This window comes from [Flexibacter] sp. ATCC 35103 (assembly GCF_001975985.1).
GTDB lineage: Bacteria > Bacteroidota > Bacteroidia > Flavobacteriales > Flavobacteriaceae > Flavobacterium.
Genome location: NZ_MTQF01000004.1, coordinates 659,473 through 676,048, shown reverse-complemented (window position 1 = coordinate 676,048; position 16,576 = coordinate 659,473). Strand labels below are relative to the sequence as shown.

Genomic DNA, 16,576 nt, shown 5'->3' with positions numbered 1-16,576 from the left:
ATAAACCATTAATATCTATAACTATGAAAATGATTAAAATTTCGATGTTAGCTTTAGCTTTAAGTTTAATGTCTTTTTCGGCAATTGCTCCGATAAAATCGATTACAGCTGAAACAAAAATTGAGGCAGAAGCTGCTTCTACAATTGTATGGAAAGCAGAAACAATTGATGTAGGTCAAATTCCTCAGGGAACGCCAAAAGCAATTGTTTATGAATTTAAAAATACAGGGAAAACTGCAGTTGTAATTACAAATGTTCAGGGATCTTGTGGTTGTACAGCAACAGATTATACAAAAGAGCCTATTTTACCTGGTAAATCAGCTAAAGTTACAGCAACTTACAATGCAGCAAATAAAGGCGGTTTTACAAAAACAGTTACCGTAACAACAAGTGCTGAAACTGCTCCAAAAATCCTTACTTTAAAAGGAACAGTAATTTAAAAATAAAGGTTGGTTATAAAGTGGCAGCTCCGGATATGTAATGTATCCGGAGTTTTTTTTGCCTTTTCCTCAAGCAGAATAAAGATTGTGAAGGCAGTATTATTTTTTGCTGAAATGCTTTTTTTTCATCAAAACTTTTCTATTTTTATTAAAAAAAAGATTATGAAAATTTTGCATTCGCTTGTTGCTGTTGTGTTTCTTTTAACTGTTGTTTCGTGTAATAAAAAGGCAGAAAAAAAAGAATTAAAAAAGACTTCAGAGAAAGCGATTCCTGAACTTAAAATTACAATCGACAGTGCAGGTATTACTGCATTTTATGAGACATATCCTAAATTGATTAAATTTCAGAATGAAGTTCTGGCTTTATACAAAAAAAACAAATCGACTCAATTATGGCTGGATAACAGAGGTGTTGTAGAATACGGAAACACTTTGTTTAATAAATACAAAGGATTAGATCAGGAAGGTTTGAAAGCTAACTTTCCTTATAACGAAAAGATCAATCCTATTTTTGAGCATACTGCAGAAAATAAGCTGTCAAAAGAAGACACAGATTTGATGATTACCAATCTGTATTTTTATTATGTACAGAAAGTTTCGGGCGTAGACGAAAAAACGACCAGATCATTAGAATGGCTTTTACCTCGAAAAAAAGTTAACTATCAGGTTTTTTCAGATTCGATTTATAAAAAAGCGACTATTAGTGACGACAAAAAGAGTAAAATGTTCAGTCAGTACTATAAACTTCGTGATGCACTTCACCGATATAGAGAAATTGAGAAAAAAGGCGGATGGAAAACTATCGAAACCGCTGAAGATTTTAAAAGTCTGAAATTGGGAGATTCTGTAGCTACAATTGGGCAAATCAGAGAAAGATTATATAAAACGGGTGATCTTAAAGAAAATTGCAAAAGTAATATTTGTGATTCGACATTGATAAAAGCAATAAGAAGTTACGAATTACATCATGGTTTAACACCTAAAAATACTATTTTATCGGAGCATATTGCCGAATTAAACATTCCGGTTTCGAATAGAATAAAAACTATTATTGCCAACATGGAACGTTGCAGATGGATTGATCCTGAACTTGAAAAAGGAAAAGAATACATCGAAGTTAATATTCCGGAGTTTAGATTATACTTAATTCGAAATCATGAAATTGCTTTTGTTTCTCCGGTTGTGGTAGGAAAAGCAATGACAAAAACAGTTGTTTTTAGCGGAATGATGAATAATATTGTTTTTAGCCCGTATTGGAATATTCCTCCAAGTATTATCAAGAGTGAGATAAAACCCGGAATGGCTAAGAATAAAAACTATCTGGCTCAGAAAAACCTGGAATGGAATAATGGCGCGGTTCGTCAGTTACCGGGAAAAAATAATTCGCTTGGTTTGGTGAAGTTTTTATTTCCAAATTCAAACAATATTTATTTGCATGATACTCCGGCAAAAAGTTTGTTCGAAAGAGAAAACAGAGCTTTTAGTCATGGTTGTGTTCGTGTAGGAAAGCCTAGAGAATTAGCAATAGAAATTTTAAAACAAGATCCAAGCATGACTCCGGAGAGAATTGATAAAGCAATGCACGCCGGTAAAGAAAGCTGGTATACACTAAAAAAGAAAATTCCGGTTTATATAGGATATTTTACAGCCTTTGTAGATCGTGATGGCAATTTGAACTTTTATAAAGATGTTTATAATAGAGATGAAAGTTTGATAAAACTATTGACTGAGGAATAAGAGAGTTTTGCCATGAATTACACGAATTTTCACTAATTTATAATCTTAATTATAAAAAAATAATTCGTAAAATTCTATTTAATTCTTTGTGAAAGAAACGCGGATAAAACGGATTTACAAAAGTAAAAACGCAGATAAAAAACTGATTTTTAAAAAGTATAGATAAAAAATCCGTTTTTCATCCGCGTTCTTATATAGACAATTTAAGTTAGTAACTCTTTGTCAAATTACTAAACCACTTTCTTGAAATTCGTGGCTTAAAAAAACTAAGGCAATACATTAATACACTTATAATAACGTTTGCTATAATGATCAGAATCTAAATCGCTAATCGTTACGCTGCCTGCTTTTCCAGATGATGCGTGAATAAATTTTGAATGCATACCATTTGCCTCACAGATGATTCCCAGATGCCCAATAATAGTTTTATCCTTATAACCATAAAAAACTAAAATGTCTCCCACTTTAAAATCCTCAGGAGATAATTTGGCTCCTATATTTTTATAACCACTTGAACTTCTTGGTAAAGTGATACCATAATTTTTGAAAACATAATTTACGAAGCCGGAACAATCAAAACCTTTTTTTGGATCATTTCCTGCATATAAATAGGGCGTTCCCAAATATTGTTTTGCATAAACAATAATAGAATCTCTATCTATTGTGTTTTGTGTTTTTTGAATTGAATTTGATCGTATTATATTTTTATCTTTTGGCACAAAAGAAGATAGTAAAATAGTTGCAGCATAGGCAATATATATGATTGGTTTCATTTTTAAGAGGTAATTATAAGATTTAATTTACAAATATATCTCCTTACGTTCAATACGAGAAGAATGTTTTGCAATGTAGTCTATTAATAAACGATAAATACTAAGAATTAGTCTTATCGTTTTGGTGTTTTTTTATTGCTTTTTGATGTTTTAGTATCTTTCTGTATGTCGTTTTTCAGATATATTTGTGAATCGTATTTATATTTTAACAAATAAATTATGTTTCTCAAAAAAATATCATTTTTAATTTCGTTTTTGCTGATTTCAATTGTGTCGATTTCACAAAGCAAAACCAATACTTTTTTATATCAGGGTCGTGTAGAAAAACTTGAAAATAATGCTGTTATATTAATAGGAACGGCTTCCTCAGTTTCTTTTAATTTTACGGGTAGTATATGTTCGATTAGCTTGCAAAGTGTGGATTCGTGGGAACATCATAATTATGTTTCTTTGGTTTTAGACGGGAAATATATAGGGAAATTGAGAATCGAAAAAGGAGCAACACAATCTTTCCCAATAAAAGTCACTTCAAATAAAAAAGTTCATACACTCGAAATCTATAAAACTACAGAAGCTCACAGTGGCGGAATTTTATTTGCAGGAACAACGGCAAAGCTTACTTCTATTACTACTAAAAAGAAAAAGAAAATCGAATTTATAGGCGATTCCATTACTTGCGGAGCAGCTAGTGATCCGTCTGATATTCCGTGCGATAAAGGAGAATATTTTGATCATCATAATGGATATTATGCTTACGGGCCAGTACTTTCGAGAGCAATTGGTGTCGATTATTTGATGAGTTCTGTTTCGGGAATTGGAATGTATAGAAACTGGAACGACGAGAATAAAGAAGAAGGAATTATGCCTGACGTTTATCAGAATTTATATTTGACCAAAGACAATTCGAAGCCTAAATACGATTTTACTTTTCAGCCTGATATTATCAGCATTGCATTAGGAACCAACGATTTTTCTGGCGGAGATGGTAAAAAAGAACGTTTACCTTTTAATCCTGAAAAGTACGTTTCGAATTACATCAACTTTATTAAAATGTTGTACCAGCACAATCCGAAAGCGCAAATCGTGATTACGAATAGTCCGATGGTTGGCGGCGAAAGAGCAGTTGTTTTTGAAGATTGTTTAAATAAAGTAAAAGCAACTTTTGAATCTGATAAAATCCATAAACCTATCCTGATTTTCAAATTTAAACCGATGACTCCAAATGGTTGTGGCGGACATCCTGATGTGGCTGATCATAAGGTTTTGGCAGATGAATATGCTCCGTTTTTAAAAAAGTTGCTAAATGAAAAATAATATATTTAAGTTTGTTTTCATTCTGATGATTTCCAGTACTATGATGGCAAACGTTACACTTCCGAATATTTTTGGCGATAATATGGTTTTACAACGCAACTCCGAAGTGAAAATTTGGGGTTGGGCAAATCCAAAGGAAGAAATCAAATTGGTTTCGAGCTGGAACAATAAGGAATATAAAACGGTTGCTAATAATCAGGCACAATGGGAACTTCATATCAAAACTCCTGAAGCCGGAGGACCTTATACTATTTCTATAAAAGGGTATAATGAAGTTGTCCTGAAAAACATTTTGATTGGTGAAGTTTGGGTTTGTTCCGGACAATCGAACATGGAAATGTCGGCAAGTTGGGGAATCGACAACGGCGAAGAAGAAATGAAAAATGCCACAAATCCGAATATTCGATTTTTTACCGTTCCGAAATTAACGGCAACAAGTCCTCAAAATAATCTATCAGGAAACTGGGTCGAGTCGACTCCGGAAACCATGAAAAACTTTAGCGCGATTGGTTACTTTTTTGCCAAACGCTTAAGGGAAGATTTAAAAAATGTTCCGATAGGATTGATTTCTTCGAATTGGGGAGGAACGCCTGCGGAAATCTGGATGCCGGAAGAAGTGGTTCAGAACGATCCGGTTTTGTTAGAAAATGCTAAAAAACTAAACGAGCAAGAATATGGCCCGCGCCAACCCGGACGTGCGTATAATGCGATGATTTATCCTTTTGTAGGTTTTAAAATCGCAGGAACACTTTGGTATCAGGGAGAATCGAATGTTGGTTCTTTGGTTTATGATCAAACGTTATCGGCTCTAATTACTTCGTGGAGAAAAGCCTGGAATGATGATTTTCCGTTTTATTTCGTTCAAATCGCGCCTTATAAAACTGGCAGTAATAACTTCTCGAATGTTACGGTAAGAAATTCTCAACGAAAAGTATTGAAAGAAGTTTCTAAAACGGGAATGGTACTAACAAGTGATATTTCGGATACCATAGATATTCATCCAAAAAATAAAAAATCGGTTGGGATTCGTTTGGCAAATTTGGCTTTGGCTAATACTTATCCCGAAGTTTCGGGAGTAAATTCTAATGTGGTAAATGGTCCGCTTTTTAAAGATTTTAAAGTAGATAAAAACAAAGCTATCGTTTCGTTTGATTATGCTGATGGATTGTATTTTAAGAATAAAATTTCAAATCAGTTTGAAGTGGCTGGAGCCGATGGTGTTTTCTATCCTGCAGAAGCTTCGATAAAAAATAATGAAGTGGTTTTGGTAAGCAAGAAAGTTGTAAATCCTGTAAAAGTGAGATTTGCGTGGGGAAATACAATTCAGTCAGATTTGTTTAATAAAGCGAATTTACCGGCTTCTTGTTTTATTTCTGAATAAAAGTAATTGCCCACGGCTTGTGCGGATTTAAATGGATTTACGCGGATTTTTTGTCATTTCGACGCAAGGAGAAATCGCATTAGAAACTCCGTAATCAAAGTCGCCAATCTTTGTCGAGTTACGTGTGTGATTTCTCCCTTCGGTCGAAATGACAAGATTTTGAATATCTGTGTTTTAAGAAATGAAAAGCTCTTTTTTACCGTAAATTGCGTGAGGGATAGTAGTGAAAAGCCCACAGCCTGACGAAGGAAGTGCGAGGACTTGAAACGGATAGCCCGACCCGCCTTTTTTGGCGGGACACGCCCAAAAGATTAACTATCTGACTATTATAAAACCATGAAAAAAATAATAACAATTGGGGTTTTTGCCCTGTTTACTGTTGGAAATATGAATGCACAAAAAAAGCCTTATCTGGATAAAAATAAAACTATTGAACAACGTATCGATTTGCTTTTGCCTTTGATGACTTTGGAGGAAAAGGTGGGGCAAATGAATCAATATAACGGGTTTTGGGATGTTACGGGGCCAGCTCCAAAAGGCGGAACGGCCGAATTGAAATACGAACATTTGCGTAAAGGCTGGGTGGGTTCGATGCTGACGGTTCGTGGTGTGAAAGAAGTTCGTGCCGTGCAGAAAATTGCGGTTGAAGAAACGAGATTGAGGATTCCGCTGATTATAGGTTTTGATGTTATTCATGGTTATAAAACGTTGAGCCCGATTCCGTTGGCAGAAGCGGCGAGTTGGGATTTGGAAGCGATTAAAAAGTCAGCGGCAATTGCGGCTGATGAAGCTTCGGCATCTGGAATTAACTGGACTTTTGGCCCAAATGTAGATGTTGCAAATGATGCGCGTTGGGGACGTGTGATGGAGGGCGCGGGTGAAGATCCGTATTTGGGTAGTAAAATTGCGATTGCAAGAGTTCATGGTTTTCAGGGAGAAACAATTGCTGATTTGGCTAAAGTAAATACGATTGTGGCCTGTGCGAAACACTTTGCGGCGTACGGTTATGTTGAGGCTGGATTAGAATATAATATTGTAGATATTAGTAATTCTAAATTGTATAATTCGGTTTTGCCACCTTTTGAAGCGACGGTTGAAGCTGGAGTTCGTACGTTTATGAATTCGTTTAATACGTTGAATGGGGTTCCGGCAACGGGAAATGTTTTCCTGCAAAGAGATATTCTGAAAGGAAAATGGAAGTTTGACGGTTTTGTAATTTCGGATTACGCTTCGATTCGTGAAATGATTGCGCACGGTTATGCAAAAGATGAAGCCGATGCAACGGTAAAAGCTGTAATTGCAGGTTCTGATATGGACATGGAATCGTATTTATACGTAGCAAAATTAGTGGGTTTAGTGAAAGAAGGAAAAGTAAAAGAAGCTTTGGTTGATGATGCGGTTCGTAGAATTTTGCGTGTGAAATTTGAATTGGGTTTGTTTGATGATCCGTACAGATATTGTGATGAGAAACGAGAAAAAGCAGTTGTGGGAAGTAAAGCCAATAATGACGGAGTTCTGGATATGGCGAAGAAATCTATTGTTTTGTTGAAAAATGAAAAGAATTTGCTTCCGCTAAAGAAATCAGGACAGAAAATTGCCTTGATTGGCGCTTTGGCAAATGATAAAAATAGTCCACTTGGAAGCTGGAGAATTGCTGCAGATGACAATACAGCGGTTTCGGTTTTAGAAGGAATGCAGCAATATAAAGACAATCAATTGGTTTTTGAAAAAGGTGTTGATTTGCTTTCGCAAAAGGCGACTTTTTTAACGGAAACTATTTTTAATACAACCGATAAAAGCGGATTTGAAGCTGCAAAAAAAGCCGCAAAAAATGCTGATGTTGTGGTAATGGTTTTAGGCGAGTATGGTTTTCAAAGCGGCGAGGGCAGAAGCAGAACTGATTTGAATTTGCCAGGCTTGCAACAAGAATTCTTGGAGGAAGTTTACAAGGTGAATCCAAATATAGTTTTGGTTTTAAACAATGGTCGTCCGTTGAGTATTCCGTGGGCAGCTGAACATATTCCTGCAATTGTTGAAGCGTGGCAATTAGGAACGCAAACCGGAAATGCGGTTGCGCAAGTATTATATGGCGATTATAATCCAAGTGGAAAATTGCCAATGTCGTTCCCGAGAAATGTGGGACAGGTACCTATTTATTATAATAAATACAGTACAGGAAGACCTGTAGATAGTGATAAAAATGTGTTTTGGTCTCATTATATGGATGTGGAGAAAACACCTCAATATTCGTTTGGTTTTGGGTTGAGTTACACCAAATTCGATTATAAAGATTTAAAATTAAATAAATCGGCTTTCGCAAAAGGTGAAAAAGTTGAGGTTAGCGTTGCCGTTACAAACTCTGGAAATTATGACGGAAAAGAAGTTGTTCAGTTATATATTCATGATGAATACGCCAGTATAGTTCGACCAATAAAAGAATTGAAAGGTTTTGAACTAGTGAATTTGAAAAAAGGAGAAACGAAAACGGTGACTTTTACTTTAACGAATAAAGAATTAGGTTTTTATGACAATGATGGAAATTATTTAGTTGAACCGGGAACTTTTAAAATCATGGTTGGAGGAAGTTCTGATAAAGGTTTGGAAAGTGGTTTTGAAATAAAAGAATAGCAAGCTTAATATTTTAATCTCGCAAAGGCGCAGAGACGCAAAGTTTTTTCGCCACGAATTCACGAATGAATTGATTAAAAATTCGTGAATTCGTGGCATTTTTTTTGCATAGCCCTAGTTTTAACTAGGGGAATAAGATTTTAATAGAAAAGGGCTTTAGCCAAACTCGTAAAGTTTGGCTAAAGCCCTTTTATTTGTGTTTATATTTCCATCCAGCTAAAGCTGGACGCTATTCAATCTCATAATTCAAAAAAACTTTGCGACTTCGCGTCTTTGCGAGATTAATATACTCAACTTTATATTTACTTACTTTTTTTTCTACCTTTAAAACCTATTAAAAATTTTAACCATTAAATTACAATAATGAAATATAACAGATGTGGAAAAAGCGGGTTATTATTACCTGAAATTTCTCTGGGACTATGGCATAACTTCGGATCAGTAGATAATTTTGAAAACGCCGAAAGTATTGCTGTAGAGGCTTTTGATAAAGGAATTACGCATTATGATCTGGCAAATAATTACGGACCGGTTCCTGGTTCAGCAGAAACCAATTTTGGTAAGATTCTGTGGCATAATTTTCAGGGAAATCTTCGTGACGAAATTATCATTTCGACCAAAGCTGGTTATACAATGTGGGACGGGCCTTACGGAGATTGGGGATCCAGAAAATATTTATTGTCGAGTTTAGATCAGAGTTTGAAAAGAATGAAAGTTGATTATGTAGATATTTTTTATTCACATCGTCCTGATCCTGAAACTCCAATTGAAGAAACAATGATGGCGCTTGATTATGCCGTAAGAAGCGGAAAAGCTTTATATGTTGGAATCAGTAATTATTCGGCTGAAGAAACTCGTGTTGCAGTTGATGTTTTGAAGCAATTAGGAACACCATGTTTGATTCATCAGGCAAAATATTCGATGCTGGAACGTTGGGTAGAAAACGGTTTGTTAGATGTTCTGGAAGAAAAAGGAATAGGGTGTATTGCCTTTTCGCCTTTGGCACAAGGACTTTTAACGGATAAATACCTAAATGGAATTCCGGAGAACTCAAGGGCACATAACCCAAACGGGCATTTGAAGGAAGATGAGGTTACGGAGGAACGCATTAATAAATTAGTTCAATTAAACGAAATTGCACAAAACCGTAATCAATCTTTGGCACAAATGGCATTGGCATGGCTGCAAAAAGACAAACGTATTACATCGGTTTTAATTGGGGCAAGTTCTGTACGACAGTTAAATAATAATATTGATTGTTTACAAAGTCTTGAATTTACACAGGATGAATTGAATGCGATTGAAAAGATATTGGAATAAATGTATTTTGTAAATATAAATAACATATGAATGTCGTAGAGGCGCACAGCAGTGCGTCTCTGTCGTTTATACGAAACAATAAACCCGACAGGTTTTTATCCTAGGCTTCGGGACTGTCGGGTTTGAAATGTAAAAAGGTGTACTTTATCTATTTTTCAATTGTAAATTGTATTTCTTCACAATATCCAAAGTCGATTTGTCACTCGAAAAAACAGAATTTAATCCTTGTGGTTCTTGTGGAGGATCAGTTGTTAAGGGATCTCCCGGATTCCATTTTCCGTCTTTGGTTACTGCTTTTCCTTCTCCGCCAAATCCCCAGAAATTAGCGGCTTGTAACGGGCCATTATTTTTAACGCTTTCGGCAATTCTGCTAAAAATATAGTTGTAAAAAATATCTCTGTTTGCTACAGAAGTTCCGGCAGTTAAGTTTTCATTTTCTCTAGGTAAACCAAATTCTTCAATAATAATAGGACGTTTCAAATTATTGGCCACTTTAATATGATCATCAATATATTTTCCGGCATTTTCGAGTGTTGTTGGTATCGTTTTTTCGGCATTGTCAGCTTTGAACCAGTTCCAGTTTTTTGGCCAAATGTGCATGGTCAAATAATCAATGTGAGGATTTTTGTGTGTTCGTTCAAAAATTTCCATACTGTCGTTTGAGCTATTTTTTCCTTCAGAACCCGTAGAAACCAAATGATTTTTATCCAGACTATCGATTAGGTCTACAATATTATTCAGCCAATTCGTAAATTTTGTTTCATTTTCTACCGTAAAAAGTCTTGGTTCGTTGCCCACTTGCCACGCCATAATCGTATTATCTTCGGTATATTTCTTTTTAGAGTATTTATTGGTTCTTCCAATAATAAATTTAACATGATCTTCTAAAGCCTTCATACAAGGTTCACAACTATGAAATTGCTCTGTATACGCCATAAATTGCGGCCAGGTATTCGGAGCAATATTCGGAACCGGAATTGCACCTTTGCCATTCCACTCTAAATATTGCGACATTCCGCCCGACCATTCCCAGTTATTCGTCAAATACAAAACTGCATACATTTTGCGTTTGCTCATTTCACTGATCAAAAAATCCAATCCGTCAAGCAAATCATCATCATATTTTCCCTGTTCATATTGCAAGGCCGGACGAACGGTAAAATCATATTTTCCACCATCGGCACCAACTAGAATTCTCAGATTGTCGATTCCGTTTTTCTGCATCAAATCCAGTTCGCGAAGCAGTCTTTTTCGGTCACCCACTTTTTTAGAAGCCAATAAACTTCCGTACCAATAATTCGTACCAATATAGGCGTACGGTTTATCACCTTTATAAAATTGCGTTCCCTTTACAGTAATTCTTTCCTGCGCCTGACAAGCAATTGCAGAAAGCATTATACCGAATACAAGAGTTTTTAGAAATTTATTTTTCATGGTTATTTTTTTTGGAGCTATTTCCTGCTATCCGTTTCAATCTTTTATTTTTTTAAAGAAAAAAACAAAAGGATTTCCACTTCTATCAGGGCTAGGGATTTTCGTTTTTTAGTTTGTCATAATCTTGTCATTTCGACGAAGGAGAAATCACACAAGGGATTCTACAAAGATTGGCGATTTTGATTTCGGAGTTTCTAGTGGGATCCCTCGTTCCTCGGGATGACATAAAAAGCGTTGACTATCAATTTATACTTTAATACGCTCAATAAGTTCCAAACAAGCGCGACTATTATGATACGGACATTTCCAGAAACCGGCTTTGTCTTTTTCGATCAAAGAATAGTCACGGTTGATTCCCCAGAACCATTCACCGTTTTCTTTGTCCAGAATGTATTTTTTTATAAAATCCCAGTTTTTGTAAACGATGTTTAAATATGTTTCATCATTAGTTAATTGATAGGCGTTATAAAAACCAATTAAAGCTTCGGCCTGAACCCACCAATGTTTTTCGCTTACTAATTCATTCTTTTCCGGATTGAATTCGTACCATAAACCGCCATCAGAATCAAGACCTTCTTTTGTAACTTCGGCCATTTGAATGGCGTGTTTGGTATAATTCGCAATCAATGTTTCATCTTCAGATATTTGGGCACATTGCAGCAAAAGCCAGGCCGCTTCGATATCATGACCATACGAAATAACATCTGGTTTTTCGATCCATTTTTCATTAAAAAATAATCGTAAATGTCCTGTTTCTGTATTAATAAAATGTTTTTCTATTGTCTTTAATATTTCAATGATATCACTTTGCAGCTTTTTATCTTTCCAGACTTTATACAAATTCGCATACGCTTCAACAATATGCAAATGTGTATTCATAGTTTTTTTTTCGTTGGCATCTTTATCGCTCAAACGCAAATCATCAATAGGTTGCCAATCGCGCGTTAGAGCTTCAAAATAACCTTTGTGCTCAGGATCATAGCTGTGTTCCTGAATTTTTAAATATAAATTAATGGCTATTTCTAAAGCTTTGTCCTCTTTAGAAATGGCATAATATTCAGATAATCCGTAAATCGCAAAAGCTAAAGCATAAATCTGATTTTTGGTATCTTTTAGTGTTTTATCAGCGTTAATACTCCAGAGCAAACCGCCAAATTCATCATCATAAAAATATTCCGAAAGAAACTCAAAAGCGCGTTTGGCTATCTTTTTATGGCTTTCGTTTTTGGTTACTTTATAACTTGCCGAAAAACTCCATAAAATCCTGGCGTTTAGTACAGCACCTTTTTCGGTATTGGCAATAATATGATCGTTGTAATCAATTTGACCAATAAAACCACCATTTTTATTGTCTAACGTATTTTTCGACCAATATTTTAAAATAGAGTCAAGTTCAGCTGATAATTCCGTTTTAAGTTGCTTGAGTTGTATTGGCACGATAAATTAAATTGTATTATTTTTTTCGATTTGACTGATGATGGTTTTTACAGATCCTGCCGAAATAAAAGTATCTGCCGGAGCATTTGTAACATAATCAACCAGCTTTTCTACTGATGAAACAGCCACATGCATTCTCGTATCAGATGATGCGTAATAAACATAAACAGTTCCGTCAGTATCTTCGATCCATCCGTTTGAGAATAGAACATTCGAGACATCACCAACTCTCTCAATTCCTTCAGGTCCCATAAAATGCCCGGCGGGAACGTGTGTCACTTTCGAAATATCGTGCAAATCTGTCATGAACATATAAAGTGTATAACGTAATCCTGCAGCAGTATTTCGAACGCCGTGTGCGAGATGCAACCAGCCTTTTTCGGTTTTGATAGGAGCAGGACCAAGACCGTTTTTAAGTTCGTAAATGGTGTGATATTGTTTTCCGAAGATGATTTTTTCCTCTTTTACAACCGGATTTGTCATGTCGTCAACATATCCTAAACCAATTCCGCCACCAGCGCCAACATCAATAAATCCATCTTGAGGACGTGTATATAATGCGTATTTTCCGTTTACAAATTCAGGATGCAAGACTACATTACGCTGTTGTCCGGTATTTGAGATTAAATCCGGTAATCTTTCCCAGTTTATTAAATCTTTCGAACGAACAATTCCAGCATTAGCAATTGCGGAACTTGTATCTCCTTTTGGTGCTTTTGGATCTTTTCTTTCGGTACAAAAAATACCATAAACCCAGCCGTCTTCATGATTGATCAAACGCATATCATAAACATTGGTGTCCGGTTCTTCAGTTTGCGGAATCACACATGGTTTCTCCCAAAACCTAAAATTATCTACTCCATTTGGACTTTCGGCAATAGCAAAAAAAGATTTTCTGTCTATGCCTTCAACACGAACAGCCAATAAATATTTTCCGTTCCATTTCATGGCGCCTGCATTAAAAGCGGCGTTCATCCCAATGCGTTCCTGTAAAAATGGATTTGTTTTTTCGTTAAGGTCAAAACGCCAGTTCAATGGTACATGTGCTGCTGTAACAACCGGATTTTTGTAGCGTTCGTATATACCGTTTCCGGCGTGATCCTGTGGAGCATTTTTTTGCTCGATCAGTACTTTATGTTCTTTTTCTAATGCTACTTTTCTATCCTGAAATGTAGTTGAAGTGGCTATTGTTGTCATATTAATAGGTTTCTGTATCTGTATTTTTTTAATTGGTCTGGTCTCGTTTTTCGTTTAAATCCTGTTCGATTACCTGAAGTTTTTCTTCGGATAACGGATAAAACAGGATAAAAAGAACTGATATTATTGCTGCAATGGCAGGAAGTATGCTTAGCATTAATTGAATTCCGTTTTGAGTTATTGCAGTTTGTTCGACATTTGCCTGGAAACCATAATAGCCTAAAAGCCATCCGGTTCCGGCACCACCAATGGTCCAGCCAAACTTTTGGGACATTGACGAAGCAGAGAAAACCAATCCTGTTGCTCTTCGACCTTGTTTCCACTCTGAGTAATCTGCACTATCGGCATACATCGACCAGATTAATGGAAAGATGCAACCGGCACAAATACTGATTAAAACCTGAAATGTCATGATTAGGAAAATATCTTCCTTGCCGAATAAATAGAAAATCAAACTCAAAATCGCGGCTAATGCCATGGCGCCAAAAAAGGTTTTCTTTTTACCAATTCTGTTTGCAATTGGTGTGGCGGCAATAACGCCAATGATATTAGCAGCTTGTCCTAAAACCAAATAAATAGAGGTTGGTGTCATGTGAAAATCTGTTCCAAAAAGCGAAAAATCAAAGTTTATGCTGCTGCTTACATAATATTTAAAATAATAAACAGCTGCTCCGTCACGAATAGAATTGAAAACCAATGCACCAATTCCGGCGCCTAGTAAAATCCACCACGGTTTATTTTTTAATAAATCTTTTAAATCTTCTTTTAGATTTGTTTGTTCGTCAGAAATTGGTTTTACTCTTTCTTTTGTAAAGAAAAAACAACCCCAGAAAAAAGCAGTTGTTATAATTCCGAAAACTGAAATTGTAGCCAGCCAGCCTGATTTAGAATTTAAACTTCCTCCAAAATAATTTACTAAAGGTTCAATTAGCCAAAGTGCCAATAAGCTTCCTCCAAAGGCAAAAACCATTCTATAAGAGGATAATGTTGTTCTTTCTTTTCGGTCAGAAGACATTACGCCCAAAAGTGACGCATAAGGCACATTGATTAACGAATAAATCATCATCATTGCTGAATAGGTAATATAGGCATAAATTATTTTTCCTTTTTCGTCAAAATCAGGCGTATAAAAAGTCAAAACTCCGATAACGGCAAAAGGCACAGCAACCCATAAAAGGTAAGGTCTGAATTTTCCCCATTTGCTCTTTGTTCTGTCGGCAATTATTCCCACAATCGGATCAAAACAAGAATCCCAGATTCTGGTAATCAAAAACATGGTTCCTACAACGGCAGGCGCCAGTCCGAAAACATCGGTGTAGAAAAATAAAAGATACATGCTGAAAATTTTCCAGAACATGGATGATGCAGCATCTCCAAGACCGTAACCTATTTTTTCTTTTAAACTGATTTTGTCGTGCATTAGGCTTTTGTAGTTTTGTTTGGTTAATTATTTTAATGTTTCTGTGTGTGTTTTTTGACGCGGATAAAACGGATTTACTTCGTAAAAACGCGGATAAAAACGGATTTTATTTTGAATGCAATTTCTTAAAATCTATGTTTCTGTGTGTTGAATTTTTTGCACGCAGATCTCGCAGATTTTTAATTTTTAATTCTCAATTTTTTAATGTCTTTTTCGAATAGCGTTTTGTCCAGATTATAAAAGTCAACAAAATCTTTCTCACTTATCTGGCCGGAATATGGGGCATAGTAATGCATTTTTTGTTCTTTTTCCTGCCACCCGTGGTTTCTCCATAATAAAACATAAGAAATTTTATAATCACCAATTGCTTTAGACAAAGTTCCTGTCCACCATTTTGGGTCCGGAATTGCTTCATAACCAGCTTCGGCTATCGCAATTAATTTATGTTGTTTTGTGCCAATTTCGTTTAAGGTTTTAAGCTGATTTTGAACTTCGGCAATAAATTTTTCACCGTTTTTGTCATCATTATTCTGATAGGAATCAAAACTCAAAATATCAGCATATTCGTCACCTGGATAATTTGCGAGAAAATCTTCTGCAGAATTAAAACTACTGGTATTGTAAATATAAATTAAATTATGAACGCCTTTATTTTGTAGATATTCGAAAGTAAATTTCCACAGTGTTTTAAATTCTTCGGGTGTACAATTTCCTTTTCCCCACCAAAACCAGCCGCCGGTAAGTTCGTGATATGGTCTGAAAAGAATAGGAATGTTTTTTCCTTTTTTATCTTTTAAGGAGATAAAGAAATCCGCTGCTTTATCTAGCCAAATAGTAAATTTTTTATGATTTTCTCCGCCAGGCAGAATCGTTTTTAATGAATTTGGAGAATTATCCCAGGCACTTTTTCCTGTTGCCGGATTGTCAAAATGCATGCTTATTGTCGAAATTCCGCCTCTTTCATGTGCTTCTTCGATATATTGTTTCATTTTAATAAAAGGAATACCATCAATATTATTAGCATCATTTCTCTCGAGGCCGGCAATGTCCCAACCGTAAACTGCAGGATAATCACCAACCACATCTTTTACATCGCTGCGTCCGTTTTCGTATTTCCAATTTACACCATAAGCAAGATCGTCCTGATGTCCAAAAAGATATCCTTTTTGGGTTAATTGGATTAGGTTTTTATACAAGGAAACCGTTTCGGGTGTTGCTTTTTTATCTGAAAGTGACAAATTAGTATTAGTGGTAATAGGTTTAGCTGAACAAGAAGTTCCTATAAGTATGGTGACTATTAGCGTCAGGATGTTTTTTTTCATTATGATATACTTGTTGTTCAGTGCAGTAACTGCAAATTTGTAAATATAAAAGTCTTTAAAAAGGAATCAATTTCTGTAACGAAAATTTGCTACTCTTTTTAGACTAAAATTATCAAAACTATAAAAATATATTGCATTAAAAATGATTAATGTTTATTATGATTATTGTTTTT

12 protein-coding genes are annotated in these 16,576 nt (G+C 35.4%); 6 read left to right on the top strand and 6 right to left on the bottom strand.

What is annotated here, in order from left to right; translation table 11 throughout:
- Window positions 1-23: 23 nt before the first annotated feature.
- Window positions 24-440 (top strand): DUF1573 domain-containing protein, encoded by a 417-nt coding sequence (locus BXU01_RS10915; RefSeq protein ID WP_083693235.1) that lies wholly within the window; start codon window positions 24-26, stop codon window positions 438-440.
- Between the two features lie 162 nt (window positions 441-602).
- Window positions 603-2,177 carry a murein L,D-transpeptidase gene (locus tag BXU01_RS10910; protein ID WP_083693297.1) on the top strand — a complete coding sequence of 525 codons (1,575 nt, stop codon included), beginning with the start codon at window positions 603-605 and terminating at the stop codon, window positions 2,175-2,177.
- Between the two features lie 266 nt (window positions 2,178-2,443).
- On the opposite strand, the gene BXU01_RS10905 is transcribed toward BXU01_RS10910, so the two are convergent.
- Window positions 2,444-2,950: a C40 family peptidase gene (locus BXU01_RS10905; RefSeq protein ID WP_083693234.1), complete on the bottom strand. Its 507-nt coding sequence runs from the start codon at window positions 2,948-2,950 to the stop codon at window positions 2,444-2,446.
- 219 nt (window positions 2,951-3,169) lie between these two features.
- Between BXU01_RS10905 and BXU01_RS10900 the strand changes: the two genes are divergently transcribed.
- The 4 genes from BXU01_RS10900 to mgrA all read left to right on the top strand — a co-directional run bounded on the left by BXU01_RS10900 (window position 3,170) and on the right by mgrA (window position 9,593).
- A complete protein-coding gene (locus BXU01_RS10900; protein ID WP_083693233.1) occupies window positions 3,170-4,264 on the top strand; it encodes an SGNH/GDSL hydrolase family protein in 1,095 nt (364 codons plus the stop codon).
- The gene (locus BXU01_RS10895) at window positions 4,254-5,645 is read left to right on the top strand and encodes a sialate O-acetylesterase (protein ID WP_083693232.1); all 1,392 of its coding nucleotides are present in this window, start codon (window positions 4,254-4,256) and stop codon (window positions 5,643-5,645) included. The genes BXU01_RS10900 and BXU01_RS10895 overlap by 11 nt, the downstream gene beginning before the upstream one ends.
- A gap of 336 nt (window positions 5,646-5,981) precedes the next feature.
- Window positions 5,982-8,273 (top strand): beta-glucosidase BglX, encoded by a 2,292-nt coding sequence (bglX, locus tag BXU01_RS10890; protein ID WP_083693231.1) that lies wholly within the window; start codon window positions 5,982-5,984, stop codon window positions 8,271-8,273.
- Window positions 8,274-8,636: 363 nt separating this feature from the next.
- Window positions 8,637-9,593 carry an L-glyceraldehyde 3-phosphate reductase gene (mgrA, locus tag BXU01_RS10885; protein ID WP_083693230.1) on the top strand — a complete coding sequence of 319 codons (957 nt, stop codon included), beginning with the start codon at window positions 8,637-8,639 and terminating at the stop codon, window positions 9,591-9,593.
- A gap of 144 nt (window positions 9,594-9,737) precedes the next feature.
- Here the strand turns inward: mgrA and BXU01_RS10880 are convergent, their stop codons facing one another.
- The 5 genes from BXU01_RS10880 to BXU01_RS10860 all read right to left on the bottom strand — a co-directional run bounded on the left by BXU01_RS10880 (window position 9,738) and on the right by BXU01_RS10860 (window position 16,403).
- Window positions 9,738-11,027 (bottom strand): cellulase family glycosylhydrolase, encoded by a 1,290-nt coding sequence (locus tag BXU01_RS10880; RefSeq protein WP_083693229.1) that lies wholly within the window; start codon window positions 11,025-11,027, stop codon window positions 9,738-9,740.
- Window positions 11,028-11,273: 246 nt separating this feature from the next.
- The gene (locus BXU01_RS10875; protein ID WP_083693228.1) at window positions 11,274-12,464 is read right to left on the bottom strand and encodes an AGE family epimerase/isomerase; all 1,191 of its coding nucleotides are present in this window, start codon (window positions 12,462-12,464) and stop codon (window positions 11,274-11,276) included.
- A 6-nt stretch (window positions 12,465-12,470) separates the two neighbouring features.
- Entirely contained in the window at window positions 12,471-13,661 is a 1,191-nt protein-coding gene (locus BXU01_RS10870; protein ID WP_083693227.1) for a glycosidase, read from the bottom strand.
- A gap of 28 nt (window positions 13,662-13,689) precedes the next feature.
- Window positions 13,690-15,081, bottom strand: coding sequence for an MFS transporter (locus BXU01_RS10865; RefSeq protein WP_083693226.1), 1,392 nt, complete (start codon window positions 15,079-15,081; stop codon window positions 13,690-13,692).
- A 179-nt stretch (window positions 15,082-15,260) separates the two neighbouring features.
- On the bottom strand, window positions 15,261-16,403 hold the full coding sequence (locus tag BXU01_RS10860; RefSeq protein WP_083693225.1) for a glycoside hydrolase family 26 protein: 1,143 nt from the start codon (window positions 16,401-16,403) through the stop codon (window positions 15,261-15,263).
- Window positions 16,404-16,576: the final 173 nt, after the last annotated feature.